This window comes from Streptomyces sp. NPDC048416 (assembly GCF_043200435.1).
Classification (GTDB): Bacteria; Actinomycetota; Actinomycetes; order Streptomycetales; family Streptomycetaceae; genus Streptomyces.
In genome coordinates, this window is the sequence record NZ_JBICXU010000042.1 from 1 (window position 1) to 26885 (window position 26885).

Annotated in this window: 27 protein-coding genes and 2 pseudogenes; 19 read left to right on the forward strand and 10 right to left on the reverse strand. The window is 71.1% G+C overall.

What is annotated here, in order from left to right; translation table 11 throughout:
- Nucleotides 1–140 precede the first annotated feature (140 nt).
- The 8 genes from ACGFW5_RS32700 to ACGFW5_RS32735 all read left to right on the forward strand — a co-directional run bounded on the left by ACGFW5_RS32700 (nucleotide 141) and on the right by ACGFW5_RS32735 (nucleotide 7658).
- A complete protein-coding gene (locus tag ACGFW5_RS32700; protein ID WP_393837962.1) occupies nucleotides 141–785 on the forward strand; it encodes an HAD family hydrolase in 645 nt (214 codons plus the stop codon).
- A gap of 43 nt (nucleotides 786–828) precedes the next feature.
- Complete coding sequence (locus ACGFW5_RS32705; RefSeq protein ID WP_393837963.1) at nucleotides 829–2031, forward strand: MFS transporter; 1203 nt, start codon at nucleotides 829–831, stop codon at nucleotides 2029–2031.
- Nucleotides 2000–3175: an acetoin utilization protein AcuC gene (locus ACGFW5_RS32710; protein WP_393837964.1), complete on the forward strand. Its 1176-nt coding sequence runs from the start codon at nucleotides 2000–2002 to the stop codon at nucleotides 3173–3175. The genes ACGFW5_RS32705 and ACGFW5_RS32710 overlap by 32 nt, the downstream gene beginning before the upstream one ends.
- 574 nt (nucleotides 3176–3749) lie before the next feature.
- Nucleotides 3750–4565, forward strand: coding sequence for a phosphatase (locus ACGFW5_RS32715; protein WP_393837965.1), 816 nt, complete (start codon nucleotides 3750–3752; stop codon nucleotides 4563–4565).
- A 150-nt stretch (nucleotides 4566–4715) separates the two neighbouring features.
- Complete coding sequence (locus ACGFW5_RS32720; protein WP_162952545.1) at nucleotides 4716–4928, forward strand: helix-turn-helix domain-containing protein; 213 nt, start codon at nucleotides 4716–4718, stop codon at nucleotides 4926–4928.
- A gap of 119 nt (nucleotides 4929–5047) precedes the next feature.
- A complete protein-coding gene (locus ACGFW5_RS32725; RefSeq protein WP_003948845.1) occupies nucleotides 5048–5146 on the forward strand; it encodes a 30S ribosomal protein bS22 in 99 nt (32 codons plus the stop codon).
- Nucleotides 5147–5337: 191 nt separating this feature from the next.
- On the forward strand, nucleotides 5338–6474 hold the full coding sequence (locus tag ACGFW5_RS32730; RefSeq protein WP_393837966.1) for an NAD-dependent epimerase/dehydratase family protein: 1137 nt from the start codon (nucleotides 5338–5340) through the stop codon (nucleotides 6472–6474).
- A 14-nt stretch (nucleotides 6475–6488) separates the two neighbouring features.
- Entirely contained in the window at nucleotides 6489–7658 is a 1170-nt protein-coding gene (locus tag ACGFW5_RS32735) for a 1-acyl-sn-glycerol-3-phosphate acyltransferase (protein WP_393837967.1), read from the forward strand.
- A 200-nt stretch (nucleotides 7659–7858) separates the two neighbouring features.
- Here the strand turns inward: ACGFW5_RS32735 and ACGFW5_RS32740 are convergent, their stop codons facing one another.
- The 3 genes from ACGFW5_RS32740 to ACGFW5_RS32750 all read right to left on the reverse strand — a co-directional run bounded on the left by ACGFW5_RS32740 (nucleotide 7859) and on the right by ACGFW5_RS32750 (nucleotide 11491).
- Nucleotides 7859–9037, reverse strand: a complete 1179-nt coding sequence (locus ACGFW5_RS32740) for a DUF5667 domain-containing protein (RefSeq protein ID WP_393837968.1) — start codon at nucleotides 9035–9037, stop codon at nucleotides 7859–7861.
- A 275-nt stretch (nucleotides 9038–9312) separates the two neighbouring features.
- A complete protein-coding gene (locus ACGFW5_RS32745; protein ID WP_053724590.1) occupies nucleotides 9313–10101 on the reverse strand; it encodes an ECF subfamily RNA polymerase sigma factor, BldN family in 789 nt (262 codons plus the stop codon).
- Between the two features lie 448 nt (nucleotides 10102–10549).
- Nucleotides 10550–11491, reverse strand: coding sequence for an HAD family hydrolase (locus ACGFW5_RS32750; protein WP_393837969.1), 942 nt, complete (start codon nucleotides 11489–11491; stop codon nucleotides 10550–10552).
- Nucleotides 11492–11630: 139 nt separating this feature from the next.
- Between ACGFW5_RS32750 and ACGFW5_RS32755 the strand changes: the two genes are divergently transcribed.
- The 6 genes from ACGFW5_RS32755 (at nucleotide 11631) to hemB (ending at nucleotide 18841) form a co-directional block, all read left to right on the forward strand.
- On the forward strand, nucleotides 11631–11915 hold the full coding sequence (locus ACGFW5_RS32755; protein ID WP_393837970.1) for a glutaredoxin family protein: 285 nt from the start codon (nucleotides 11631–11633) through the stop codon (nucleotides 11913–11915).
- A 394-nt stretch (nucleotides 11916–12309) separates the two neighbouring features.
- Nucleotides 12310–13080, forward strand: coding sequence for a redox-sensing transcriptional repressor Rex (locus ACGFW5_RS32760; RefSeq protein ID WP_393837971.1), 771 nt, complete (start codon nucleotides 12310–12312; stop codon nucleotides 13078–13080).
- Nucleotides 13077–14678: a glutamyl-tRNA reductase gene (locus ACGFW5_RS32765; protein ID WP_393837972.1), complete on the forward strand. Its 1602-nt coding sequence runs from the start codon at nucleotides 13077–13079 to the stop codon at nucleotides 14676–14678. Before ACGFW5_RS32760 ends, ACGFW5_RS32765 begins: the two co-directional genes overlap by 4 nt.
- The gene (gene hemC / locus ACGFW5_RS32770) at nucleotides 14675–15634 is read left to right on the forward strand and encodes a hydroxymethylbilane synthase (RefSeq protein ID WP_393837973.1); all 960 of its coding nucleotides are present in this window, start codon (nucleotides 14675–14677) and stop codon (nucleotides 15632–15634) included. Before ACGFW5_RS32765 ends, hemC begins: the two co-directional genes overlap by 4 nt.
- Nucleotides 15631–17277 (forward strand): uroporphyrinogen-III synthase, encoded by a 1647-nt coding sequence (locus ACGFW5_RS32775; protein ID WP_393837974.1) that lies wholly within the window; start codon nucleotides 15631–15633, stop codon nucleotides 17275–17277. Before hemC ends, ACGFW5_RS32775 begins: the two co-directional genes overlap by 4 nt.
- Nucleotides 17278–17851: 574 nt before the next feature.
- Nucleotides 17852–18841, forward strand: a complete 990-nt coding sequence (gene hemB, locus ACGFW5_RS32780; protein WP_393837975.1) for a porphobilinogen synthase — start codon at nucleotides 17852–17854, stop codon at nucleotides 18839–18841.
- A 126-nt stretch (nucleotides 18842–18967) separates the two neighbouring features.
- On the opposite strand, the gene ACGFW5_RS32785 is transcribed toward hemB, so the two are convergent.
- On the reverse strand, nucleotides 18968–19789 hold the full coding sequence (locus tag ACGFW5_RS32785; RefSeq protein WP_393837976.1) for an alpha/beta fold hydrolase: 822 nt from the start codon (nucleotides 19787–19789) through the stop codon (nucleotides 18968–18970).
- Between the two features lie 244 nt (nucleotides 19790–20033).
- Nucleotides 20034–20213, reverse strand: coding sequence for a hypothetical protein (locus ACGFW5_RS32790; RefSeq protein WP_393837977.1), 180 nt, complete (start codon nucleotides 20211–20213; stop codon nucleotides 20034–20036).
- A gap of 375 nt (nucleotides 20214–20588) precedes the next feature.
- Between ACGFW5_RS32790 and ACGFW5_RS32795 the strand changes: the two are divergent.
- The 3 genes and pseudogenes from ACGFW5_RS32795 to ACGFW5_RS32805 form a co-directional block, all read left to right on the forward strand.
- Nucleotides 20589–20744: pseudogene (locus ACGFW5_RS32795) on the forward strand (SDR family NAD(P)-dependent oxidoreductase); the annotation flags it as partial.
- 165 nt (nucleotides 20745–20909) lie between these two features.
- Nucleotides 20910–21470: pseudogene (locus ACGFW5_RS32800) on the forward strand (SDR family NAD(P)-dependent oxidoreductase); the annotation flags it as partial.
- Nucleotides 21471–21679: 209 nt separating this feature from the next.
- Nucleotides 21680–22381 (forward strand): DUF4232 domain-containing protein, encoded by a 702-nt coding sequence (locus ACGFW5_RS32805; RefSeq protein ID WP_393837978.1) that lies wholly within the window; start codon nucleotides 21680–21682, stop codon nucleotides 22379–22381.
- Nucleotides 22382–22387: 6 nt separating this feature from the next.
- On the opposite strand, the gene ACGFW5_RS32810 is transcribed toward ACGFW5_RS32805, so the two are convergent.
- The 3 genes from ACGFW5_RS32810 to ACGFW5_RS32820 are packed head-to-tail and all read right to left on the reverse strand — an operon-like array spanning nucleotide 22388 to nucleotide 23782.
- Complete coding sequence (locus ACGFW5_RS32810) at nucleotides 22388–22687, reverse strand: DUF397 domain-containing protein (protein WP_393837979.1); 300 nt, start codon at nucleotides 22685–22687, stop codon at nucleotides 22388–22390.
- Between the two features lie 40 nt (nucleotides 22688–22727).
- A complete protein-coding gene (locus ACGFW5_RS32815; protein ID WP_393837980.1) occupies nucleotides 22728–22961 on the reverse strand; it encodes a DUF397 domain-containing protein in 234 nt (77 codons plus the stop codon).
- Complete coding sequence (locus ACGFW5_RS32820) at nucleotides 22958–23782, reverse strand: Scr1 family TA system antitoxin-like transcriptional regulator (protein ID WP_393837981.1); 825 nt, start codon at nucleotides 23780–23782, stop codon at nucleotides 22958–22960. The genes ACGFW5_RS32815 and ACGFW5_RS32820 overlap by 4 nt, the downstream gene beginning before the upstream one ends.
- 112 nt (nucleotides 23783–23894) lie before the next feature.
- On the opposite strand from ACGFW5_RS32820, the gene ACGFW5_RS32825 reads away from it, so the two are divergent.
- On the forward strand, nucleotides 23895–24290 hold the full coding sequence (locus tag ACGFW5_RS32825) for an ATP-binding protein (RefSeq protein WP_393837982.1): 396 nt from the start codon (nucleotides 23895–23897) through the stop codon (nucleotides 24288–24290).
- Between the two features lie 132 nt (nucleotides 24291–24422).
- A complete protein-coding gene (locus tag ACGFW5_RS32830) occupies nucleotides 24423–25610 on the forward strand; it encodes a PLP-dependent aminotransferase family protein (protein WP_393837983.1) in 1188 nt (395 codons plus the stop codon).
- 18 nt (nucleotides 25611–25628) lie between these two features.
- Here the strand turns inward: ACGFW5_RS32830 and ACGFW5_RS32835 are convergent, their stop codons facing one another.
- Both ACGFW5_RS32835 and ACGFW5_RS32840 read right to left on the reverse strand, forming a co-directional pair.
- A complete protein-coding gene (locus ACGFW5_RS32835; RefSeq protein WP_393837984.1) occupies nucleotides 25629–25835 on the reverse strand; it encodes a hypothetical protein in 207 nt (68 codons plus the stop codon).
- A gap of 173 nt (nucleotides 25836–26008) precedes the next feature.
- Nucleotides 26009–26566: a helix-turn-helix domain-containing protein gene (locus ACGFW5_RS32840; RefSeq protein WP_393838002.1), complete on the reverse strand. Its 558-nt coding sequence runs from the start codon at nucleotides 26564–26566 to the stop codon at nucleotides 26009–26011.
- Between the last annotated feature and the right edge of the window lie 319 nt (nucleotides 26567–26885).

Below are 26885 nucleotides of genomic sequence, written 5' to 3' on the forward strand. Positions count from 1 at the left end.
GCTAAGCCTTTCAGCGCCGATGGTACTGCAGGGGGGACCCTGTGGGAGAGTAGGACGCCGCCGAACAAATTGTGGGGAAAGCCCCGCACCAGACCCTTCAGGGTCACGGTGCGGGGCTTTTCTGCGTTTAAGGTCGAACCATGCGCTACGACCTCATCATCTTCGACAACGACGGCGTGCTCGTCGACAGCGAGCCCATCGCGAACACCATCCTCTCCGGGTATCTCACCGAGCTCGGCCATGCCACTTCGTACGAGGAATCCCTCCGCGACTACATGGGGGCCGCCGTTCACCGGGTGCATGACCTCATCGCGGAGCGGACCGGGCGGAAGCTGCCCGCGGACTTCGACGACACGCTGCACGCGCGGATCTTTGCCGCGTTCGAGCGGGAACTGCAGCCCGTCGCCGGCGTCACGGACGTACTCGGCAAGCTCGTCGCGGACGGGGTTCCCTACTGCGTGGCCTCGTCCGGGACGCATGAGCGGATTCGGGTGGGGCACCTCAGGACCGGGCTCGACGAGTGGTTCGAGGACGAGTGGGTGTTCTCGGCCGAGGACGTCGGCCGGGGCAAGCCGGCGCCGGACCTCTTCCTGCACGCGGCCGAGCGGATGGGCGTCGCCCCCGAGCGGTGTGTCGTCATCGAGGACAGCCGGCTCGGCGTGGAGGCGGCGCGGGCGGCGGGGATGGACGTGTACGGCTTCACCGCGATGACGCCGGCCGAGCGGCTTGCCGGGGCCAATGGGTACTTCGACGACATGGGACAGCTGCTCGAATTGCTCAGGTGATCCATCTACCCAGGGGTAGGGAGCGGCCCTAGGCTGTGCGGCCATGACAGACGCACGCCTGCGGCACGGCAGGGCGTCCCTGGCGGTGAGCTTCTTCGCGCAGGGAGTGGCCTTCGCTCTGCTGGTGACCCGCATACCGGCGATCCAGGACCAGTACGGGATATCCGACGGGCTGCTGCCCGTCTTCCTCGCTGCCGTGCCGGTTCTCGCGGGAGCCGGCAGCGTCTGCACCGAACAGGTGGTCAAGCGGGTCCGGCCGAGCGTGGTGCTGCGGTTCGCCCAGCCCGCGGTGCTCCTGGCGCTGCTCGGGGCCGCCGCGGGCGGCCAGATGTGGCAGGCCGCGCTGTCGCTGGGCGCGTTCGGGCTCTCGGTGGGGGCGCTCGACGCGTCCATGAACATGCTGGGGGTCAGTCTCCAGCGGACGTACGGGCGCAGCATCATGCTCGGGTTCCACGCCACGTACAGCCTCGGCGGGATCGGGGGCGCCTCGCTTGCGTGGGCGGGGGCGCACTGGCACCTGTCGCTGCTCACCTCGTATCTGCCGGTCGTGGCGGTCCTGTTGCCGGTATGTCTGGTCGCCAGTCGGCGGTACGTGGACGGGGGGCCCGTCACCGATGCGGCGCAGGGGGGTGCCCCCGGGGCCAAGCCCGTCGTCTTCCGGCTGCTGTTGCCGCTCTGCCTGGTGATGAGCTTCGCGTACATCGGGGACTCGACCGTCTCCAACTGGAGCGCGAAGTACCTCCAGGACACGCTGGGCAGTTCCGAGCAGCTGTCCACGGTTCCGTACAACGTCTACATGGTCACCACGCTGCTCGGGCGGACGGCGGGGGACTTCGGGGTGCGGCGGTTCGGGGCGGCGGCGGTGGTGCGGTTCGGGACGGTGCTCGCGGCCGTCGGGTTCGGTGTCGTGGCGGTGGCTCCCGGGCCGTGGGTGGGGATGGCCGGATTCACCCTGCTCGGGTTCGGGCTGTGTGTGATCGTGCCGCAGACGTTCGCGGCGGCGGGGCGGCTGTTCCCGAACAGCAGCGACGCGGCCGTGGCCCGGCTCAACATCTTCAACTACGTGGGGTTCCTCGTCGGCTCGCCGCTCGTGGGGGCGCTCGGTGACGCCTGGAGCTATCGCGGGGCGATGCTGGTGCCGATGGTCCTGGTGCTGCTGACGCTGGTGTACGCCCGCTCGTTCGGCTCGGCGGGCGCCCGATACGGTGGCGGGCATGAGCGGCCGCGCACTGTTGATGTGGGATGAAGCTGTCACGGGCTACGACTTCGGGTCGAGTCACCCGATGGACCCGGTACGGCTCGCGCTGACCATGGGTCTGGTGCGGGCGTACGGGCTCGACCAGCGGGTCGATGTCGTCGCCGCGCCGGCGGCGGGGGACTCCACGCTGCGGCTCGTGCATCGGCAGGACTACGTCGACGCGGTACGGGCCGCCTCCGCGAACCCCGCGGCGGCCGACGCCTCGTACGGACTCGGGACGGTGGACGATCCCGCGTTCGCCGGGATGCACGAGGTGTCCGCCCTGATCGCGGGGCAGTCGGTGGCCGCGGCCGAGGCGGTGTGGGCGGGCGAGGCCTCGCACGCGGTCAACTTCGCGGGCGGGCTGCACCACGCGATGCCGGGCGGGGCGGCCGGGTTCTGCATCTACAACGACGCGGCGCTCGCGATCGCCCGGCTGCTGGAGCTCGGGGCCGAGCGGGTCGCGTACGTGGATGTCGACGTGCACCACGGGGACGGGGTGCAGGCGGCGTTCTGGGAGGACCCCCGGGTGCTCACCATTTCGCTGCACGAGCACCCCCGGCTGCTGTTTCCCGGGACCGGGTGGCCCGAGGAGACCGGGGCGGACGGGCCCGGCGAGGGCTCCGCGGTCAATCTCGCGCTGCCGGCCGGTACGGGGGACGAGGGGTGGCTGCGGGCGTTCCACGCGGTGGTGCCGGAGCTCATCGCCGATTTCCGGCCACAGGTGCTGGTCACGCAGCACGGGGCCGATACGCACTTCGAGGACCCGCTGGCGCATCTCGCCGTTTCGCTCGATGCGCAGCGGGCGGTGCAGGAGGCGTGTCACTTGTTGGCGCACGAGTACGTCGAGGGGGCGAAGTGGGTCGCGCTGGGGGGTGGGGGGTACGCGGTCGTGGACGTCGTGCCGCGGTCCTGGACGCATCTGGTCGGGATCGCGGGGCATGTGCCGGTCGATCCGGCGTCGGTGATTCCTTCTTCCTGGCGGGATGAAGTGTTCGCGCGTACGCGGCAGTTGGGGCCGGGGCGGATGACTGATGGGCGGGGGGTGTCCTGGCGGTCGTGGGAGGCGGGGTATGACCCTGCGGACCGGGTTGATCAGGCGGTGCTTGCGGTTCGGCGGGCGGCGTTTCCCCTGCGGGGGTTGTTGGCGTAGGGGTTTGCCCCCCACCCCGCCCCTTCCCGAAACCCTCCGGGGGCGAGGAGGGAGGCCGCTTCCTGGGGCTGCGCCCCAGACCCCGGGCGGGTTTTCCCACCCACCCGCCCGTGCAGCGCATTGAATGGGCTGAGCCCTGGGGCTGCGCCCCAGACCCCATGCGGGGGCTCCGCCCCCTGCACCCCCGTTCGCGCCTGAACGGCGCTCGTCCTCAATCGCCGGACGGGCTGAAGATGCCTCCGCTAGCACCCTGCCAGAGGCGCGGGGAACTGCGCGAGTGGCCCCGCACGGTGCGAGGGCGGGAGCGGGTTTTGGGGGCGCGGGGAGCTGCGCGAGTGGCCCCGCACGGTCCGCGGGTGAGAGCGGGTTAAGGGGCGCGGGGAACTGCGCGAGCGACGCCGCACGGGCCGCGCCCGAAAGCCGGTCCGTCCAGGGGCGCGGGGAGCTGCGCGGGCGACCCCGGACGGGGTGAACGTGGGGGCGGGGGGCCGGGCGGGGCGGGGCCGTTACGCCAAGTGTGGGGTGGGGGGCGGAAATTGGGGCGGGGCGGGGGCGGCTGCGGGAGCATCGTCGGGTGTTGAGCATCGGGGCGCTGCGGGCGCATCTTCTGGCGGCTCGGCTGGCCGGGCCGGTGGCCACCTCGCGGGAGGAGAGCCTGCGCAGCTACCGGCTTTTCGCGGCCAGGGACCCCCGGGTCACGCTGGGACTTGAGCCCGAATGGGGCTGGGACGAGCGGGACTTGCTGCGGCTCATGGCGGACAAGTGCGGGGTGAGCGCCGACCCGGACCACGTGAGCGGGCCCGATGTCATCGATCCCGAGCGGACGCTGGCCGGGCTCGACGCCTTGGCGGGGCGGCTCGGGGAGGTCGCGTCGCGCCGGGGTGCGGTGCTGCTCGGCACCGGGCATCCGCAGCGACTGCTCGGGTTCTACGCCGCCATCGCGGACGCTTTGTCGGCGGCAGGATGCCCTGTTCTCACCCCTGCGCAGGGTGGCTCTGTCGACATAACGACCCGGTTCGGGGTACGCACGTACAACCTTGACTACGTACGAGGAGTCGCGTTGGTGCGGGAACCCGGCGCGCGGGGAGCCGCGAGCGAGACCGGCGTGCACACCCATTCACCGCTGCCGATCCGGGTCGCCCTGGGGGCCGTCGCGGGGGGTTCGGGGCAGCTTCCCGATCTTGTGATCGGAGATCACGGATGGGTCTGCGGGGCAGGTCAGCTGGGCATTGAGGCGGTCGGTCTTGCCGATACCGATGATCCCGCGCTGTTCGTGGGGGAGGCCGAGGGGCGCGTGGCCGTGGCCGTGCCGGTCGATGACGCCGTGCGGTCCGACTACTACCGGCCGCTTACGCGCTATGTACTCAATCGAGCGTGTCTGTCACAGTAGGCGGCCCGTACGGGGTCGTCGAGGTCGGCTCGGAGGCTCCTCTTCCCCACTCGCACCACCCGCCCCTACTCTGGGGAGTGAGCGCACAGCGACGTTGAGTCACCGGAGGGGAAGCCGGTGCGCGTTCGGTGCGGAAGGTACAGGTGGGTCATGACTGCTGGGAGTGACAGGCCTCTCAACGAGGTCAAGTTCCTGACCGTGGCGGAAGTCGCCTCGGTGATGCGAGTGTCCAAGATGACCGTGTACCGCTTGGTGCACAGCGGTCATCTGCCGGCGATCCGGGTGGGCAGGTCCTTCCGGGTCCCGGAGCAAGCAGTTCACGAGTATCTCCGCGAGTCTTTCGTGGGGGTGGAGACGGCCTGAGGGGCCACCTGCTCCCCTCGGATTACGTCCCTCACTCGGCGGCAGGTAGGCTAGGCCGACGTAGGTCGTGTGGGCCCAGACGCCCCGCACCGAGTGAGAAGAAGTGAGCGAGGGTAGTCGTGGGCTCTGTTATCAAGAAGCGGCGCAAGCGGATGGCCAAGAAGAAGCACCGCAAGCTGCTCAAGCGCACGCGCGTTCAGCGTCGCAACAAGAAGTAAGCGAACGCAGTTCGTGAGTTCACAGCCCTCCCGCCGCATTGTCGGCGGGAGGGCTGTGGCGTACGCGGACGCGGTTTCCCGGCAGTTTCTCGGCCACGCGGGCGTACGTGGTCGCCGCCGTGCGCCATGCAGCCGCTACGGTGGCGCGGAAGGTGTTGGGGCGTACCTGAGGCCGAAGGAAGGCGCTGATCTTGGGGAAGGTCGTGCTCGTCACTGGAGTGGCCCGGCAGCTGGGGGGCCGCCTCGTGCGGCGGATCCAGCGGGATCCCGAGGTCGACCGGGTGATCGGGGTCGATGTGGTCCGGCCGGGCCATGGGCTGGGCGGTGCCGATTTCGTCCAGGCGGACATCCGCCAGCCGGCGATCGCCAAGGTGCTCGCAGAATACGGCGTGGACACCGTCGTGCACATGGACGTGACCGGGACGCCGCTGAGCTCGGGCGGCGGACGCACCGCGGTCAAGGAGACCAACGTCATCGGCACCATGCAGCTGCTCGGTGCCTGCCAGAAGTCGCCGACGGTCAAGCGGCTCGTCGTGAAGTCGAGTACGAGCGTGTACGGGTCCGCGCCGCGCGACCCCGCCGTGTTCACCGAGACGACACCGCCCAAGTCGTTGCCCAGCGGCGGCTTCGCCAAGGACGCCGTCGAGGTCGAGGGGTATGTGCGCGGCTTCGCCCGGCGCCGGCCCGACGTCGCGGTGTGTGTGCTCCGCTTCGCCAACATCCTGGGGCCGAGTGCCGATTCGCCGCTCGCCGAGTACTTCTCGCTGCCGGTCCTTCCGACGGTGCTCGGCTACGACCCGCGCCTCCAGTTCGTCCACGAGGACGATGTGATCGACGTGCTGCGGATCGCCTCGGGCGAGGCCCGGCGCGGGACGCTCAACAGCGGGACCTTCAATGTCGCCGGGGAGGGCGTGCTGTTGCTCTCGCAGTGTTCGCGACGGCTCGGACGGCCCACGGTGCCGGTGCTCCTTCCGGCGGTGCGCTGGGTCGGAACCGCGCTGCGGTCGGTCGGCGTGACGGACTTCTCGCCCGAGCAGATTCGTTTGCTCACCCACGGCCGGGTGGTCAGCACCATCGAGATGCGCGGGACACTGGGCTACGAGCCGAAGTACACGACCGCCGAGACGTTCGCGGACTTCGCCCGGAGCCGGGGGCCGGGGCTGCTGCCGCCGGACTCGCTGGCCCGGGCGGTGGACCGGGTGGCGGGGCTGCCCTTCGCCCCCTTCGCCGGCGGGACCCAGGCCGGGGCCCACGCCGGGGCCGAGGCCCACCCCGGGTCCCACGCCAGGTCCCACGCCGGGACCACCACCCCTTCGAACGCGGAATGAGGAGCGCACCAACGATGGCGGACGCCAAGGTCATCCCGTTCGACGACGACCGCTCGCGCCAGGGCGCGCAGCGCGCAACGCGCAGGCGCCCCGCGACGGGCCGCCGCAAGGCCGAGCCGGGCGCCCAGCCGCTCCCGGGCCCCACGACCCCCGTCAGCGCCCTTCCGGGCGCGCGCGGGCCCGCCGAGCAGGCTCCCGGAGGGCACGTACCCGGGGGACGCGCCGGCGGAGAAGCACCCGGGGGGCAGGGCGCCGAAGGGCCTGCTTCCCAGGGGGTGGCGGGCCAGGTCCGCGAGGGGCAGGCTTCCGGAAGCCCTGCGGCGGGGTCCGGGGCGCGCGGCGGAGCCGGCTGGGACCGGCGGGTCGCGGGCGGCCTGGCGTTCCTGCGGCGCCGGATCACCGGCGAGTACGAGGTCGACGAGTTCGGCTACGACGAGGAGCTGACCGATCAGGTCCTGATGTCGATCCTGCGGCCGTTCTACGACAAGTACTTCCGGGTGGAGGTCAAGGGCGTCGAGAACATCCCGGCCGAGGGGGGTGCGCTGGTCGTCGCCAACCACTCGGGGACGCTGCCGCTCGACGGCCTGATGATGCAGGTCGCCGTGCACGACCACCACCCCGCCGGGCGCCACCTGCGGCTGCTGGCGGCCGACCTGGTGTTCATGCTGCCGATCGTCAACGAGCTGGCCCGCAAGGCCGGACACACCCTGGCCTGTTCCGAGGACGCGCAGGCGCTGCTCGAACGGGGCGAGGTCGTCGGGGTGATGCCCGAGGGGTTCAAGGGCATCGGCAAGCCGTTCGGCGAGCGGTACAAACTCCAGCGTTTCGGCCGGGGCGGCTTCGTGTCGACCGCGCTCAGGGCGGGCACGCCCATCGTGCCGTGCTCGATCGTGGGGGCCGAGGAGATCTACCCGATGATCGGGAACTCCAAGACGCTGGCCCGGCTCCTCGGCGTGCCGTACTTCCCGATCACGCCGACGTTCCCGTGGCTGGGGCCTGCGGGTCTTGTGCCGCTGCCGACGAAGTGGACGATCCAGTTCGGCGAGCCGATCCCGACGGACGGGTACCCGCCGGAGGCCGCCGAGGACCCGATGCTGATGTTCAACCTCACCGACCAGGTGCGCGAGCAGATCCAGCACACGCTGTACAAGCTGCTGGTGCAGCGGCGTTCGGTGTTCTTCTGAGGCTGTCGCGCCAAGTCCGCCAAGTCCGCCAAGTCCGCCAAGTCCGCCAAGTCCGTCAGGTCCGCCAAGTCCGTCAGGTCCGTGCGGACCGTGCGGTCTGTCCGAGGGCTGCGACACCGGAAACGACTGACTGGAGGGGGGCCGGATGTTCCGGCCCCCCTCCAGTCGCGTACGCACGAATCTCTTACTCCGCTACTCCGCTACTCCGCCTTGTCCGCGTCGATACCCAGGCCCGGCAGCAGACCGGGCAGGAGCGGGGGCAGCGTGACGTCCGGCACGGGTGGCTTGGCCGGAAGGGCGGGCGGGGCGGGCGCCGCGCTTCCGTTGCCCGGCTCGAACAGGCCGCCCGTGTTCCCGCCCAGCAGGCCCTCGTTGGAGGGCGAACCGGAAGGGTGCTGCGGCTTTCCGCTGGTCGCGGGGGCGCCATGGCTGGACGTGGCGGACGAGCGCGGCGCGGACGGGCGGGTCGCGCCCGGGGTGCCGCCGGGGTGGGCGGTGCCCTGCCGGGTGTGCGTGGTGGACGTCGACTTGGGCAGCAGCGACTGTAGCGGCCCGACCTCCTGGTCTATGGCGGCGAAGACCGAGCTCACCTTGTCGCCCATGTCGGTCAGCTGGGCGGGCAGCTTGCCCCGCAGCTTGCTCCAGCTTTCGCGGTGCGCCTGCGAGAAGGAGTTGAGCGCGGCGATGGCGCCGAGCGAGCCGTCCTTCGCGTAGGCCTGATGCAGCAGGCGGTGGCCCTCGGAGGCGTCGTGCTCCATGCCGCTGAGGGCGCGTCTGACCTCGCCGAGCTGCTCGTGGTCGAGGTCGCCCGCCCGGCCCCGCTCCATGAGGCGGCGTGCCTCGGAGAGCCGGGTCGAGGCCTGGTCGAGATAGATCTCGCCCCGGCTCGCGTCGTCGTCGGCCATGCCGAGCTTGAGGTCTTCCATGCCGCGTTTGAGCCCGTACAGGGAATCACCGGGGAGGGCGTCGGAACTGGCAGCGGCCACGCCGCTGAACGCTCCCGCGGCCACACCGATGCTGAGACCGCCCGCCGCGATGCCCTTGGACCAGCGGGAGCGGGGTCGCAATTTCCGGAGCGACGTCGCCCGGTGGGCGCCGCGGCCGGTCCGCTGCTCGGGCACTTGAGGGTCGGCGGCACCGCCGCCGGCGAACATGCGCTCCATCTCGGCCATGAGCAGCGTCCGCTGCTCGACCTTCACCTGCGGGTCCATCTCCGGTTTCGGCAGTTCGCCGAGCCCACCCGCCAGGGTCAACATCCTGCCGGTGTCGGCCTGTTCGGCCGGGCCGGTATCGGGTGTCTCCTGGTCGGCCGCCGAGGCTTCTTCCAGGGCCTGGGCGAAGGCGTTCGCCCGCCGGTGCGCCGATACGTTCGCGATCACTGGCGGCACCTCCTCTCGTCATCACGGTCGACTCCCCAAGGGGCCTGGAAGGTTGCACGCCTTGAGCACATCCACACGAACGAGTGAGCGGCCATGGTCATGGCGTGACCACAGGGAGCCTGCATCCCGCACAACGACGGACTCGGCACTTGGGTTACGGACGAAAGATGAGACGAAAGATGATCGGACCACAACGTCATCGGGTGCTCACGGACGGTGAATTGGACCCGCCTGCGGCGGGTCGGCGGCTGGGGTCCGGACGGGCCGGGGGGCGATCAGCGGGCGTCGTCCGGCAGGAGGCGGGCGAGGGTGCGCACGGCCCGGTACTGGAGGGTCTTGATCGCGCCCTCGTTCTTGCCCATGACGCGGGCGGTCTCGGCGACCGAGAGGCCCTGGAGGAAGCGCAGGGTGACGCACTCCTGCTGCTGTGGATTGAGTTTGCGTACGGCTTCGAGCAGGGCGGCGTTGGAGAGGGATTCCAGGACGGAGTCCTCGGGGGAGCGCTCGACCTCGTTGGCGTCGAGCATTTCGCCGGTGGTCACTTCGAGCCGGAACCGGCTCGACTTGAAGTGGTCGGCGACCAGGTTGCGAGCGATCGTGACCAGCCAGGCGCCGAAGTCGCGGCCCTGCCAGGTGAAGGTGGAGATCCGGCGCAGGGCGCGCAGGAACGTCTCGCTGGTCAGGTCCTCGGCCGTCGCCTTGCCGCCGACGCGGTAGTAGATGTAGCGGTAGACCGTGTCGCTGTACTGGTCGTAGAGCCGGCCGAAGGCGTCGGCCTCGCCGGCCTGTGCGCGCTCGACGAGATCCATCATGCGGGCGCTGTCGCTGTCGGCGGTGGGCCGGCGGGCGGTGGGCGTCGCGGACGTGCCCGTGCTGCGGCCGCCGCTCCGTCTACCGACTGCGGCACCACCGTCGGCCAGGGCATAGCAGGGCCCGACGGGTGTTGCGGTGGCGAAGGCAGGGGCGCCGGCGTACGCGGTGGGGACGAAGACGCGCAGGCGGTCGACGACCGCCCCGCGCAGCGTAGCCAGGCCCGAGGCGTCAACCCCGACGTGTGGGTACACGGGACTCCCAGAGGCAGAGCTTCCATCACGTGCAGTGCGGAACCGTTCACCCATCGTGGCGATGTACGGGTTCCGGAATGCGTCTGAGGAGAATAACGCTTCGTGCAGGGAGCGCTACACCCAGTTGCTCAAATCGTCGATTACGTCGCTTCTGTTACGTCTATGCGCCTATTCAAGGCACGCATCGTGAGCAGAAGTTGATCGCATTGCTTTCGAATTTGCCCGAGCCGTGGATCTGTTGTGCCCGGGTAGGGGCAACGGGGCAGGCGGGCCAAGGGGGGTGGGCCGAAACCCCCAGATTCGAATATTCCGGCGGCTGGGAGGGGCGGTGACGGACGGTGGCGATCACCTTCGCGGCTCCGCGACGACGCATGCGGCGGGTTGACCGCGGGTGCCCTGCCAGGGACGCGGGGAACGGCGCGGGGACGGCGCGGGCCGGCAGGTCCGTTCAGCGGCGGCGGCGGTGCAGGGCGACCGCGGCGGCGGTGCCGCCGGCGAGCGCGCCGACGCCGGCCGCGGCCGGGATGCCGACCTTCGCGGCCTTGCGCCCCGTGCGGTAGTCCCGCAACCGCCACTCCCGCTCCCGCGCGTGCTTGCGCAGCTTCGCGTCCGGGTTGACGGCGTAGGGGTGGCCGACCAGCGACAGCATCGGGATGTCGTTGTGCGAGTCGCTGTACGCCGCGCACCGGGACAGGTCCAGTCCCTCCGCGGCGGCGAGCGCGCGTACCGCCTCGGCCTTGGCGGGCCCGTGCAGCGGCTCGCCCACCAGGCGCCCCGTATAGACGCCGTCGACGGATTCGGCGACCGTGCCGAGCGCGCCGGTCAGGCCGAGCCTGCGGGCGATGATCGTGGCGGTCTCGACCGGGGCGGCCGTCACGAGCCACACCTTCTGGCCCGCGTCGAGGTGGGCCTGGGCCAGCGCGCGCGTGCCGGGCCAGATGCGGTCGGCCATGTACTCGTCGTAGATCTCCTCGCCGATGGACATCAGCTCGGAGACGCGGTGGCCCTTGACGATGGACAGCGCGCTGTCGCGGGCGTCCTGCATGTGTTCGGGGTCCTCGACGCCGGCCAGCCTGAACCACGCCTGCTGCCACGCGAAGCGCGCCAGCTCGCGGCGCTGGAAGAACTGCCGCTTGTAGAGGCCGCGGCCGAAGTGGAAGAGGGCGGCGCCCTGCATCACGGTGTTGTCGAGGTCGAAGAAGGCGGCGGCGAGGTTGTCGCCGACGACGGGGAACTCGGGTTCCGACGGAGTCTCGTCCGCCAGGGCGAGCGCCAGCTCCGCCAGTTCAAGCGACGACTTGCGGGCTGCCTCGGCTGCGGCCTCGCCGGCCAGCACGCTGCGTGCTGTCGCCGAGCGCCTACGAGGGGTGAGCCATCCCAGTACGGCCATGCCGTGAGCATAGCCAGTCCGTTCCAAGGCCCCTGACCCGCCGGGATGCGGTGGCGTGAACTCTGCGCGGCCGTCGCGTTAAACGGACGATCCGGGAGGTATGGGTCCAGGGGCGGCCGGGGGCTGGACAATGGGAGGTATGAGTCCCTTGCTGCGACGTACGAAGAAGCCGGGCGGGAACCCTGCCGACCGGGTGGTCACGCTGATCGGGAAGCCCGGCTGCCATCTGTGCGACGACGCCCAGGAGGTGATCGAGGCCGTGTGCGCCGAGACGGGCGCGTCCTGGGAGAAGAAGGACATCACCCAGGACGAGGCGCTGTACAAGGAGTACTGGGAGCAGATCCCGGTCGTCCTCGTCGACGGTGAGCAGCACACCTTCTGGCGCGTGGACCCCGCACGCCTCAGGGGCGCACTGGCCGGTTGAACGTGACGCACGCAGGTCCGAGCGGCGCGCTGGTGGATTTCGCGTACGGCCGGGCGGCGCGGGGATGAACTTCGCGCGGCGGTGAGCGGTGAGCGGTTGAACAGCCAAATGATGGGGTTCGCGATGGTTGCGGTTACCATCATGGTCGTTTTGCTGTGATTCGGGGGTATCGCTGTGAGGAGAGTGTGCGGCTTTGCCCCCTTCGGGTCCTGAACGGACTGAACCCGTCTGTGGTTCCGCGATTCTCTCCCCGACTCGCGTGAGCCCGGTCACTTTGCTCGGACAAAGCGGACACCATCTTTGTGCACGCGTTCACAAAGACATAGCCTGCATCCGACGGGGCGGCCCTGGGACATGTGGCCGCCTACAGCCCCGCTCATCCCGCAGGAGCACCGTGGCAACTGGCCGAACTCACCGACCGGCGACCCGAAGCCGAGGAATCCCCGAGGCCACCGTCGCCAGGCTTCCGCTGTATCTGCGTGCGCTCACCGGACTCTCGGAGCGCTCCGTGCCGACGGTCTCCTCCGAGGAGCTTGCGGCCGCGGCCGGCGTCAATTCCGCGAAGCTGCGCAAGGACTTCTCGTACCTGGGTTCGTACGGCACCCGCGGTGTCGGGTACGACGTCGAGTATCTCGTCTACCAGATCTCGCGTGAACTGGGTCTGACCCAGGACTGGCCGGTTGTGATCGTCGGAATCGGTAACCTCGGCGCCGCCCTCGCCAACTACGGCGGCTTCGCGTCGCGTGGTTTCCGGGTCGCCGCGCTGATAGACGCCGACCCCGCCATGGCCGGAAAGCCGGTCGCCGGGATGCCGGTGCGGCACACCGACGAGCTGGAGAACATCATCAGCGAGAACGGGGTCTCGATCGGGGTCATCGCGACTCCGGCGGGCGCCGCGCAGCAGGTCTGCGACCGTCTGGTCGCCGCCGGAGTGACCTCCATCCTCAACTTCGCGCCGACCGTCCTGTCGGTGCCCGACGGCGTCGACGTCCGCAAGGTCGACCTGTCCATCGAGCTTCAGATCCTCGCCTTCCACGAGCAGCGCAAGGCGGGCGAGGACGCCGCCGTCGCCGAGGCGGCCGCCGCCGCGGTGCCGCCCGTGCGCGCCGTCGGCAATGGCCGGAAGGGACCGGACGGGGACATGCCCGCCGTGATGCCGGCATGAGCCTCCTGGTCGTCGGCCTCAGCCACCGCAGCGCCCCCGTCAGCGTCCTGGAGCGGGCCTCCCTCTCCGCGGACGCGCAGGCCAAGCTGCTCCACGACACCCTCGCCGCCGAGCCCGCGGCCGAGGCGGCGGTGCTCGCCACCTGCAACCGCATCGAGCTGTACGCGGACGTGGACAAGTTCCACGCCGGTGTCGCCGAGCTCTCCACGCTGCTCGCCCAGCACAGCGGCGTCGGCCTCGAAGAGCTCACCCCCTATCTGTACGTGCACTACGAGGACCGGGCCGTCCACCACCTCTTCTCGGTGGCCTGCGGCCTCGACTCGATGGTGGTGGGCGAGGGCCAGATCCTCGGCCAGATCAAGGACACCCTCGCGCTCGGGCAGGAACTGCACACCGCCGGGCGGCTGTTGAACGACCTGTTCCAGCAGGCCCTGCGGGTCGGCAAGCGCGCCCACAGCGAGACCGGCATCGACCGGGCCGGGCAGTCGCTCGTCACCTTCGGCCTTGAGCAGCTGGCCGCAGGAGCGCCCGTCGAGGACTGGGCCAAGGGCAAGCGGGCGCTGGTCATCGGCGCCGGTTCGATGTCCTCGCTCGCCGCGGCGACGCTGGGCCGGACCGGGATCGACGAGATCGTGGTCGCCAACCGCACGCACGCCCGCGCCGAGCGGCTGGTCGAGATCCTTGGCGAATCGGGCACGGCCGCGCGGGCCGTCGCCATGGCCGATGTCGCACGCGAACTGACCCGGGTCGACATCGCGGTGTCCTGCACGGGAGCCACCGGCCTCGTGCTGACCGGCGAGGCCGTCGCCCTCGCGGTCGGCGAGAGCCTGACCGCGCCCGAGGCCGCCGCCCCCGCGAGCACCGCGGCGGCAGCGGGCTGCCCGGTGGGCTTCCCCGCCACGGCGGCCGCGGGTGCCGCGATGGCCGGGTTCGGGGTGGTCGACGAGGCGCTGAGGGCCGATGGCGCGGCCGCCGCCACCCCGGGTGTCGATGCCGACTCCCTTGAGCTGCACGGCAGTTGGGCCGAGAACACCGAGCGCAGGATCGCGCGGGTGCGCGGTGACGTTCCCGTACCGTCCGGGCCCGTGAAGCTGGCGCTGCTCGACCTCGCCATGCCGCGTGACATCGACGCCGCCGTGCACCGTGTGCCCGGCGTGCGCCTCGTCGACATCGAGTCGCTCGCCGAGGCGTCCGCGGACGCCCCGATGGCCGCCGATGTGGACCAGGTGCGCGCCATCGTCGCCGACGAGGTGGCCGCCTTCGGCGCCGCCCAGCGGGCCGCCCACATCACGCCCACCGTGGTCGCCCTGCGCGCCATGGCCGCCGAGGTCGTGGCCGGCGAGGTCGCGCGTCTGGAAGGCAGGCTCCCGGGCCTCGACGACAAGCAGCGCTCCGAGGTCACCCAGACCGTGCGCCGCGTCGTAGACAAGCTCCTGCACGCGCCGACCGTGCGGATCAAGCAGCTCGCCGCGGAGCCCGGTGGCGCCGGGTACGCGGACGCGCTGCGCACACTCTTCGACCTCGACCCGGACACGGTGGCCGCCGTCTCCAGGGCCGACCTGAACGACGCAGATGTCAAGAACCGAGGGCGGTCATGACCGAGAAAGCACTGAGACTCGGGACCAGGCGCAGCAAGCTCGCCATGGCCCAGTCCGGCCAAGTGGCCGACGCCGTACGGCAGTTGACCGGACGTCCCGTCGAGCTCGTGGAGATCACCACGTACGGGGACACCTCCCGTGAGCAGCTTGCGCAGATCGGCGGCACCGGTGTGTTCGTCGTGGCGCTGCGCGAGGCGCTGCTGCGCGGCGAGGTCGACTTCGCGGTGCACTCCCTCAAGGACCTGCCGACCGCCGGGCACCCCGACCTGACGCTCGCCGCGATCCCGGTCCGCGAGGACCCGCGCGACGTGCTGGTGGCCCGCGACGGGCTGACCTTCGCCGAGCTTCCGGCCGGCGCCCGCGTGGGCACCGGTTCGCCGCGGCGGATGGCGCAGCTCAACGCGTACGCCCGCAGCCACGGCATGACGATCGAGACGGTTCCGATCCGCGGCAACATCGACACCCGCGTCGGCTACGTCACCAAGGGCGAGCTCGACGCGGTGGTTCTGGCCGCCGCCGGGCTCAACCGCATCGGACGCAGCGACGTCGTGACCGAGTTCCTTTCGGTCGACACCGTTTTGCCCGCCCCCGGCCAGGGGGCCCTGGCGATCGAGTGCACGGCGGCCGACGCCGACCTCGCCGCCGCGCTCGCCGAGCTCGACGACCCGTTCACGCGGGCCGCCGTGACCGCCGAGCGATCCCTGCTCGCCGCCCTGGAGGCCGGCTGTAGCGCACCTGTGGGCGCGCTGGCCGACATCCTGGTCGACGAACGGGCTGTTCATGAGATGCGCCTGCGCGGAGTTGTCGGTACCACCGACGGTTCCTCGCTGGTGCAGCTGTCCACCACCGGTCCCGTACCCACGTCGCACGACGAAGCGATGGCCCTCGGACGCGAACTCGCGGACGAGATGCTCGCCAAGGGTGCGGCCGGTCTTATGGGGGAGCGAGCACTTTGAGCCCCACCACCCACCCCACCGCAGCCGGAATCGTCACCTTCCTCGGTGCCGGTCCCGGTGACCCCGGGCTGCTGACGCTGCGCGCCGTTGAGGCGCTGGCGTCGGCGGACGTCCTGATCGCCGAGCCCGCAGTGCTCGACGTTGTTCGCGCGCATGCGCGGGCAGGCGTGGACACGCCTCAGCTGACGGTCATTGACGAGGCGTCAACAACCGCCGGGATCCCCGTGTTGAGGGACGCCGCCAATCTTGTCATGGAGGCCGCGCGCTCCGGCAGGCGGGTCGTCCGTGCCGTCGCCGGTGACCCGGGTCTCGACGGCGACGCCGCCGGCGAGATGCTGGCCTGCGCCTCCGCGGGCATCCCCTTCGAGGTGGTGCCGGGCGTCGCCTCCGCGGTCGGCGTACCCGCGTACGCCGGTGTCCCGCTGAGCGGCGCGAGTGGCGCCGACGTCCGCTTCGTCGACGCCCGTACCGCCTCCGAGCGGTGCTGGACCGAGGTCGGCGCGAGCGACGGCACGGTCGTCGTCTCCACCACCCTGGAGACGGTCGCCGCCGCGGCCGGCGAGCTGGTGTCGGCGGGCCGTAAGCCCGACACCCCGATGACCGTGACGATCGCGGGCACCACCACGCGCCAGCGGACGTGGTCCGCGACGCTCGGCTCGGTCGCCCAGGTGCTCAAGCAGGCCAAGGTGCTGCCCTCGCCGGACGGGCACCAGGCGGTCATAGCCGTGGTCGGCGAGCGCAGCGCGCCTGCTCAGCGTGACCAGCTGTCGTGGTTCGAGTCCAAGCCGCTGTTCGGCTGGCGGGTGCTCGTGCCGCGGACGAAGGAGCAGTCCGCCTCGCTGTCCGACCAGCTCAGGTCGTACGGAGCCGTGCCGCACGAGGTGCCGACGATCGCCGTCGAGCCGCCGCGCACGCCCCAGCAGATGGAGCGCGCGGTCAAGGGCCTGGTGACCGGACGGTACGAGTGGATCGCGTTCACCAGCGTCAACGCGGTGAAGGCGGTGCGCGAGAAGTTCGAGGAGTACGGGCTCGACGCGCGGGCCTTCGCCGGGATCAAGGTCGCCGCTGTCGGCGAGCAGACGGCGGCCTCGCTTGTCGAGTTCGGCGTCAAGCCGGACCTGGTGCCCAGCGGCGAGCAGTCGGCCGCCGGTCTCCTGGAGGACTGGCCGCCCTACGACCCGGTCTTCGACCCCATCGACCGTGTCTTCCTGCCGCGCGCCGACATCGCCACCGAGACGCTGGTGGCGGGTCTGATCGAGCTCGGCTGGGAGGTCGACGACGTCACGGCCTACCGGACGGTACGGGCCTCGCCGCCGCCGGCCGACACCCGTGAGGCGATCAAGGGCGGCGGCTTCGACGCGGTGCTCTTCACGTCGTCCTCCACGGTGCGCAACCTGGTCGGGATCGCGGGCAAGCCGCACAACGTGACCGTCATCGCGTGCATCGGCCCTGCCACGGCCAAGACGGCCGAGGAGCACGGGCTGCGGGTGGACGTCATGGCTCCGGAGCCGTCCGTCCACAAGCTGGCGCAGGCGCTTGCGGACTTTGGGGCGGCTCGTCGTGACGCGGCGGTGTCTGCGGGCGAGCACGTCACTCGCCCCAGCGAGCGCCGCCCCGGCGCCCGTCGCCGCCGCACGACGTAACCCGGGGTGCCCCCCGACCCCCTGGGGCTCCGCCCCGGGGGGTTCTCCCACCCACCCACCCGTGCGGCTACTTGAGGGTGCAGCGCCCTGGGGCTCCGCCCCAGACCCCCTTTCGCGCCTGAACGGCGCTCGTCCTCAATCGCCGGACAGGCTGAAGATGCCCCCGCTCGCACCCTGCCAGGGGCGCGGGGAACTGCGCGAGAAGCGACCACGGTGCGCGGACGAGAACGGGTTTTGGGGGCGCGGGGAACTGCGCGAGAAGCGACCACGGTGCGCGGACGAGAACGGGTTTTGGGGGCGCGGGGAACTGCGCGAGGAGCGACCACGGTGCGCGGTCGAATGGCGGGGTTGCCGGGGCTGCGCCCCAGACCCCTTTCGCGCCTGAACGGCGCTCGTCCTCAATCGCCGGACAGGCTGAGGATGTCCGCGCTGATCGGCATCGAGTAGTTAGGGGCGCGGGGAACTGCGCGACCGGCCACCCGCGGTCCGCGGCCGGAGGCAGGCACCCCCGGCGGGTTTCGGGAAGGGGCGGGGTGGGGGAAAGCCCCCTTCGCGGCGGCGTAGCGTATACGCCATGACTGTGTACGGATCCTTCCCCGGGGCCCGGCCCCGTCGGCTGCGCACCACCCCCGCCATGCGCCGCATGGTCGCGGAGACCCAGCTGCACCCCGCCGACCTCATCCTCCCCGCCTTCGTACGGGAAGGAATCACCGAACCCGTCCCGATCCAGGCCATGCCCGGCGTCGCGCAGCACTCGCTCGACACCCTGCGCAAGGCCGCCGTCGAGGCCGTCGACGCGGGAGTCTCGGGGATCATGCTCTTCGGCGTGCCCGAGGACGAGAAGAAGGACGCGGCGGGCACGGCCGGTACCGACCCCGACGGCATCCTCCAGGTCGCCCTGCGCGCCGTACGCGAAGAGGTCGGCGACGACCTGGTCATCATGTCCGACCTGTGCCTCGACGAGTACACCGACCACGGCCACTGCGGCGTGCTCGACGCGCAGGGCCGGGTCGACAACGACGCCACCCTGGAGCGCTACGCGGAGATGGCCCAGGTCCAGGCCGACGCCGGCGCCCACGTCGTGGGTCCCTCCGGAATGATGGACGGCCAAGTCGGCGTCATCCGGGACGCGTTGGACCAGACCGGGCACGAGGACGTGTCGATCCTGGCGTACACCGCCAAGTACTCCTCCGCGTTCTACGGCCCGTTCCGCGAGGCCGTCGGCTCCTCGCTGCGCGGCGACCGCAAGACATACCAGCAGGACCCGGCCAACACCCGTGAATCCATGCGGGAGTTGGCGCTCGACCTGGCCGAGGGCGCCGACATGGTCATGGTCAAGCCGGCCGGCCCGTACCTCGATGTCCTGGCCAAGGTCGCCGAGTCGGTGGACGTGCCGGTCGCGGCGTACCAGATCAGCGGCGAGTACGCGATGGTCGAAGCCGCCGCGGAGAAGGGCTGGATCGACCGCGACCGGGCGATCCTGGAATCCCTGACCGGCATCAAGCGGGCCGGCGCCCACATGATCCTCACGTACTGGGCGACCGAGGTCGCGCGCGGCCTCTGAGCCCACGCGGGCGCCGAGTCCACGCGGGCGCCGAGCCCGCGCGGGCGCCGAGTCCGCGCGGGCGCAGCGCGTCGGGCGCCGGTACCTGCCTCGGCGTCCGCCGCTCCCCGCGCGCCGCGACGCGGTTCAGGCCGAGGGGAAGTCGGCCGTCAGGTGGGCCAACAGCTGTCCCGGCGCGTCCTCCTGGAGGAGGTGGCCCGCGCCATCGACCCAGTGCAGTTCCGCGTGCGGGACGCGTTCGTGCAGCCACTCCGCGTACGGCGGGGGAAGGATGCGGTCCTCGCGGCCCCAGACGATCCGTACCGGAATCGACATGCCGCCCAGCAAGTGCTCGTACGCGGCGGTGTCCGCCTGCCTGATCCGGCTGTACTGGCGGTAGAACGCCGCCTGCCCGGACTCCCCCCGCCACGGCGCGAGGAACGCGTCGAGAACTCCCGGCCTGAAGCCGAGGTGCGTGGCGTGCCGCAGATGGCTCGCGACCAGCGCTTCGTGCGCGTAGCCCGGAAGTTTCCGGAAGACGTCCTCGTGGTCCAGGAAGAGCTGGAACAGGCCGCGCTCCCACGCGCCGCCGCTCACCGCGTCGAAGAGGGTCAGGTCCCGGTAGTTCCGCTCCTCCAGGAGCAGGGTGCGGAGCGCCACCGCTCCGCCGATGTCGTGGGCGACGACGCTGGGGCGCGACAGCCTCCAGTGGTCGAGGAGGTGGGCGAAGTTCCGCGCGTGGGCCGCCAGGCCGAGGTCCTGGCCCTCGCGCTGCTCCGACTGCCCGAAGCCGAGATGGTCGAAGAAGTAGACCTTGCGGGTACGGGCGAGCGCCGGCGCGATGTCCCGCCACAGGAGAGACGAGTAGGGCGTGCCGTGCACCAGCACGACCGGGTCCCCGCTGCCCAGGGTGTCCCACCGCACCACGCCGTCAGGCGTCTGGAATTCCTCGCCGAGTACCCAGTCCATCACTGGCTCCCTTCCTGCCTCATGAACAACACCACCCTGGGCGCCTTCCACGGGGAAGATGCCGGGATGCCTCATCAGCACGAACTTCCCGCCGGGGAGCGAGTGGCCCGGGCGCAGGCGAATCGGTCCAGCACAGGCGGACCAGCCCCGGCACAGGCGGACCGGCCCCGGCACAGGCGGACCAGCCCCGGCACAGGCGGACCGGCCCGGGCGCAGGCGGACCGGCCCGGACCTGCCGGCATGGTCAAGGGCGTTGATCGCGGCGCGCCTCTTCGATGTCCCGCATGTGTTGTCGATCGCGATGGTCCGCATGACGCCGCATCCATGCCAAGACAGGCATGATCGCCAGGTAGCCGATGGCGAACATGAGGCACCGAGTCACCAGCGCGGAGCGGTCCCCTGAGCTGCCGTCGATCTGGGTCACCAGGACACCAGCCACGATCCCCAGGACGACCGGAGCACCCACCCACTTCCACCACCGCTTCATGCACGACGGGTACCCCCTCGCATGACGGCGTCACCTGCACGGCGCGGTCCGAGCGGGCCGCAACCCAGCCGGGCCGAGCGGAGGCGCGCCCGCTGAGCCGAGCGGGGGCGCGCCCGCTGAGCCGAGCCAAAGCGGGTCCGGTGTCCGGGTGCGTGGACCGGACGTGTCTGCCAGATCTGCCCGAACTCCGCGCTCCCGGCGTGCAGTTCCCCGCCAGGCGGAACAGGTGGCTGTGTTCGGCCGGTGTGAGCCGCAGAGCCTGGTACAGGTTGTCCCTGGCGGGGCACCCACGACCGGGGAATCCTGGGTGTCATGAATGAACGCACAGCTCTGGTCACCGGTGCCAACAAGGGCATCGGCCACCATATTGCCCGGCTGCTCGCCGCCGAGGGCTTCGTCGTGTACGTGGCTTCCCGTGACCCCGGGCGCGGGCAGCGGGCCGTCGCGGAGATCGGCGCCGGGGCCCGTCCGCTAGGGGGTGTCTGGTGGATCAGGGTCGGTCAGGGTGCGGCGCCTGGTGCGGTGCATCGCAAGGCGCCGGAACGTCGTGATAGCGGAGCTATCGGGGCGTTTCGGCAACGCCGCGAGGTGCCGTGCCAGGCGCCGCACCCCCGGCCATGATCCACCAGACACCCCCTAGTCCTGGACGTGACCGATCCCGAGAGCGTCGCGCGGGCCGCGGCCCAGGTCGACCGCCTGGACGTGCTTGTCAACAACGCCGGTATCTCGCCGTCACTGGCAGCGCCGGCCGACACCGGCATCGAGGAGTTCCGGCGTACGTACGAGACCAACGTGCTCGGCGTGGTCGCGGTGACCAATGCCTTCCTGCCCGCCCTGCGCCGGTCCCCGCGCCCGCGCATCGTCAACATCTCCAGCGGCACCGCCTCGCTGACCTGGAGCACCACCCCCAACCCCCAGTTCACCCCGGGAAGCGGCGGAGCCGCCGCCTACCGGTCCTCCAAGGCCGCCCTCAACGCCCTCACCCTCCTGTACGCCCAGACGCTGGCCGAGGACGGCTTCAAGGTCAACGCGCTCGCCCCCGGCCTGCGGGCCACCGGCCTCAACCCCCGTGCCACCGCTGCCGGAGGCGACCCGGCCGAGGCCGCCCGGGGTGCCGTCCGACTGGCCCTGCTGCCGGACGACGGCCCCACCGGCGGCTTCTTCTCCTGGGACGGAACGCCCGTGCCGTGGTGAGCCGTCACGTGGAAGCACCCCAACTGGTGTGTGGTGGGCGGTAGTTGTGTGGGCGCCCCGTTCCGGCGGACGCGGGCCGTCCTGAAGGCCGTTCATGTGAGACGCCTGTGACAGAACGAAGACCTTGTGGGAGACCTCTCGTAACTCGCTGCGAGTTACAAATAGTTCTGACCGAACGAACGAACGAACGCCTCTCCAGGGGGAACACCATGAAGCTCACCCGCATCGCCGCTGTCGCCGCCCTCGGTGTAGCCGCCACGTTCTCGCTCACCGCCTGCAACGGCGACGACTCCTCCAACGGCCAGGCCGCCACCGGCTCCGCGTCCTCCCCGGCCCCGAACGCCCCCGCCACGGGCTCCTCCGACTCCTCCGGCTCCTCCGCGTCGTCCAACGGCGGCGCGAAGACCTCGGGCGGCGGCGGCTCGACCTCCGGCAGCGGCAAGTCCGGCGGCGCCAAGGGCTCCGCCAACGGCGCCGTGAACGGCACCGGCAAGGGCGACGGCAAGACCACGTTCTGCAAGACGGCCGACCTCGCCATCGACGCCCAGAACGCCGCGCCCGACAAGACCTCCGGCCGCATCAACATCACCATGATCAACCGGGGTTCCACCACCTGCTCCGCCACCGGCTTCGCGGGCGTCGACATCAAGGACGGCGACCACACCTCGAACCCCATACCCCGGGGTCAGGCCCAGCCGCGCATCACCACCCTCAAGCCCGGTGACGCCGCCGTCTTCGACCTTGCGTACACCATCGACTCCAGCGGCAAGAGCCTGTCGCACCCGACCAACATCCTGGTGACCCCGCCGAACGAGACCCACACCATCACCCTGGCCTGGCCGTCGGGTGCGGGCGCCGTCAAGGGCTCCTACGCCGACGTCGAGGTCTACCCCACGCACAACGCCAACTGAGTCGGCTCAAAGCGCGGTGAGGAAGCCCTGCCAGGTGGTGGGGTTCAGGGTGAGGGTCGGGCCCTCGGGCACCTTGGAGTCCCGGATGTGGACGCAGGTTGCGGAGGGATGCGTGCCGACCTCGACGCACTGGCCGCCGTCGCTGCCGCTGTAACTGGACGTGCGCCAGACCCGTGCGATCTCGACGCAGGCGCCGCCCTCGTCGCTGCTGTAGCTCGACTTCCGCCAGTCGCAGGCGACTTCGAGGCAGTTGCCGCCCTGTTCGGTGCTGTAGCTGGACTTGAACCACGTACGTGCGATGCCCATGGCTCTCCTAATGGTCGGCCCGCGCCGGGGCGTTCCCGTCTCAGAGTGCGGTGAGGAAGCCCTGCCAGGTGGTGGGGCTCAGGGTGAGGGCCGGGCCCTCGGGGTTCTTGGAGTCGCGGATGTGGATTGCGGAGGGGTGGGTTGCTACCTCGACGCAGGCGCCGCCTTCGCTGCCGCTGTAGCTCGACTTCCGCCAGTCACAGGCGACTTCGAGGCATGCGCCGCCCTCGTCGCCGCTGTAACTGGACTTGAACCATGCAAGTGCGATGCTCATAGCTCTCCTAGCAGCCGGTCCAACAGGCCCCTTGTCTGCTCGGAGTTGAGGGCCTGCGTTCGCAGCATCGCATATTTCTGGGCGAGGATACTGACCTCGTCGGGCTCGGAGATGAGCTGGCTGCCCCGCTGCGTCTCGGCGTAGGCGAGGTGCTGATGGTCTGGTGTCTCTATGAGGATGAAGGGCCCGTTAAGCCCGGCGTGCGTGTGCCTGCCGAGCGGCATCACCTGGAGGGTCAGCCCCGGCAGGGTGGCGCACGCGCGCAGATGCCGCAGCGTCTCCGCGTACACCGCGTCGCTGCCAAGCCGGTCCCGCAGGATGGCCTCGGAGACGACGAAGCTGATCGTCGGCGGCTCCTTCCGGTGCAGTATTTCCTGCCGCTCCAACCGCGCCGCGACCTGCGCGTTGATCTCGTCCTCGCTCATCGCGGGCACCTTGCTGAGGAACACCGCCTGCGCGTAGTTCTCCGTCTGGAGCAGGCCCGGCAGTACCTGGTTCTCGAACCAGGACAGCGCGATGGCCTCGCGCTCCAGGTCCATGTACTCCTCCGCCCACGCCGGGATCAGATCAATCTCCGGCATGTTGGCGACGGCCGTTTCCAGCGCGCCCTTCGTCTCAAGGATGCCGTCCAGCGAGCGGGCCAGGTCCGGTTTCAAAGGGCGGCGGCCCTGCTCGATCGAGGCGATCATCTCCTCGTGCAGGAGGGCGTGATGGGCGAGCTCACGCTGGGTCATGCCGGCGGCTACCCGGAAGGTCGCCACGAGGGCGCCGACCATCCGCATCGCCGACGCGTTCTTCCGGGGTCGCTTCCTGGAGTGCATGTCTGTCAACTCCCCACCCCCACCCGTACGTTACGCGTCCACCACCCGTACAGAATTTGTGTACGGGTCGGGCCACTGCGCCTGGCCACCTCCCCTCCGCAACCCTCCCCCCATGACCGAGAACGAAATCCGCGAACACCTCTACGCTCGGCGGCGCCAATCCGTCCCCGCCGCAAGGGAGTTCGCGGAAGTGGCCCTCTCCGACTGGGGGTTCGCGCACCGGCGGGACGACGTGCTGCTGTGTGTCAGTGAGCTCTGCACCAATGCCCTTGTGCACGGGGTGCCGCCGGGGCGGGGGTTTCTGTTGCGGATGGGGCTGGTCGGCGGGGGCCTCCTGCGGGTCGAGGTGCAGGACAGCGGGGGCGGGGTCCCCCGGGTCGCGGACGCGGCGGACGAGGGCGGGCGCGGGCTGCTGCTCGTCGAGGCGGTGGCCGACAAGTGGGGGGTGGGGGAGCGGGACCCCGGGAAGTCGGTGTGGTGCGAATTCGGGTGCCCGGGTACGGGCTGAGCGGGGCAGGGGCCGAGGGGAGAGCGGAAATGAGACGGGCGCCCGGATGCTGGAATGGCCGGAAGTGGACTGGCCAGGGCTACGTAGGGTGCCGGGTAGTAGGACGCCCGAGCAACCGACAGGAGCCGCCCCATGCCCGCCGCCGCCGTGCCCCCGCTCGCCGCGCGTGCCATGTCCGTCGGGGCCTCGCCCGTACGGGAGATCCTGGCGCTGACCGCCCGGCCCGAGGTGATCTCCTTCGCGGGCGGGCTCCCCGCGCCCGAGCTGTTCGACGTCGAGGGCATGGCCGAGGCATTCGGGGCGGTGCTGCGGGACCGGGCGACGACGGCACTCCAGTACTCGACGACCGAGGGGAGCCCGGCGCTGCGGGCCGCCACCGCCGCGCGGCTGGCCAAGCGCGGGCTCGCCACCGACGCCGACGACCTCCTGATAACCACCGGCTCCCAGCAGGGCCTCACCCTCCTCGCGTCCGCGCTGCTCGAACCCGGCGACGTGGTCCTGGTCGAAAACCCCTGCTACCTCGCCGCGTTGCAGGTCTTCGGCTTCGCGGGCGCGCGCGTCGTCGCCGTGCCCTGCGACGAGGACGGTCCCGACCCCTCCGCCTTCGACGAGCTGGTCGCGCGCGAGCGGCCCAAGCTGTTCTACTCCGTGCCCACCTTCCAGAACCCCACCGGCCGCACCATGACCGCCGAGCGGCGCCGCGCGGTCGCCGACGTGGCGGTGCGGCGCGGGCTGTGGATCGTGGAGGACGACCCGTACGGCGAGCTGCGGTACGAGGGCGAGCACGTGCCGTGGATCTCCTCGTACGAGGACGCCGCCGACCGGACCGTCCTGCTCGGCAGCTACTCCAAGATCATGGCGCCGGGCCTGCGGATCGGCTGGCTACGCGCGCCCCTGGCGCTGCTGCGTGCCTGCGGGATCGCCAAGCAGGCCGCCGACCTGCACACCCCGACCGTCAACCAGCTCGCCGCCGCCCGCTATTTGGCGGACCGCGACCTCGACGCGCACGTCGCCACCATCCGGGCCGCCTACGGCGAGCGCCGGGATGCCATGCTCGCCGGGCTCCCCGACGCACTGCCCGCCGGCTCCACCTGGAACCGGCCCGAGGGCGGCATGTTCCTGTGGGTCAGGCTGCCGGGAGGTCATGACGCGACTGCCCTGCTGCCACGGGTGGTGGAGCACGATGTCGCCTACGTTCCCGGCGCGCCCTTCTTCGCCGGCGCCCCCGACGCCGCCTCCCTGCGACTCTGCTTCGTGACCTCGGCCCCGGACGAGATCCGCGAGGGACTCGCCCGGCTGGGCCGCGCCTTCAACGAGTGAGGGAACAGGCTCGGGTGATCAGTGCTTCTGCGGCTTGACCCAGCCCTTCTTCACCAGCTGGTCGCAGTGCCACTTGCCGTAGGAGGGGGACTCGCCCTTCTGCTTGGTGGCGGCCAGGCAAGACGCGTACGAATACGGCGGTGCGGGCTTGGAGACGGGGGCGGCGCTCGCCATCGGGGCGGCCAGGCCGATGGCCACGACCGCCGTGGCCAGGGCCATGCTCATGTGACGCACAGGAGTTCACCTCTCGCTCAACACGGGATGTTCGTGAACGCCAACGATTCCGGCCGCCCTATGACACGTTCTCCTGGCTGCGGGATCGCTCCGGCACGGTCCGGTGAGCGGCCCCGTGAGCGGTGCGGGGGAGCGGTGTGCGGGAGAGCGGTGCCGACCGGGCGTCAGGTCTTCGGCTTCGCCCGTACATGCATGCGCTCGCCCTGCCGGCCGAACAGGCTCAGTACCTCCACCGGGCGGCCGTCCGCGCTGCTGAACCAGTGCGGCACCTTCGTGTCCCACTCGGCGACCTCGCCGGGGCCCAGGACCAGGTCGTGCTCGTCGAGGACGAGGCGCAGTCTGCCGTCGAGGACGTACAGCCACTCGTACCCGTCGTGCGAGCGCAGGTCGGGTTCGGTGCCCCGGTGCGGGATGAGGAGCTTGTACGCCTGGAGGGGGCCCGGCGCGCGGGTCAGCGGGACGAACGTGCCGCCGTTGGGCAGGTGGCGTGGGGTCATCCGGACCCGGGGGTCGCCGACCTCGGGGGCGCCCACCAGGTCGTCGAGCGGCACCCCGTACGCCGTGGCCAGCGGCAGCAGGAGCTCCAGGCTGGGGCGGCGCTGGCCCGACTCAAGGCGGGACAGGGTGCTCTTCGAGATGCCGGTCGTCGCCGAGAGCGCCGACAGGCTGAGCCCGCGCCTGGCGCGCAGCCACTTGAGCCGGGGGGCGACCCCGTCGAGCACGGCCTGGTGGGGCGACGGCCGGGGGGACGGATCGGGGGGCGTGGCGTCACCTGGTGCGTCGCCATCCGGTGCGTCCGCGCCATCCGGTGCGTCCGCGTCCTCCGGTGCGTCCGCGTCCTCCGGTGCGTTCTCGCCGGCCGGTGCGTTCTCGTCATCCGGTACGTCCGCGCCGAGGGGGGCCGTTTCCGGCTTCGGGCTTTTCATACGGGCCATGGGGGCATTTCACCCCGACCGTTCCGGAACTGGCAACAAGCGTTGCTCATCCGGAGGCATGGGCGCACCTTCCTCGGCGGGAGCCCCGCCGGTGGGCTCGGTCGGA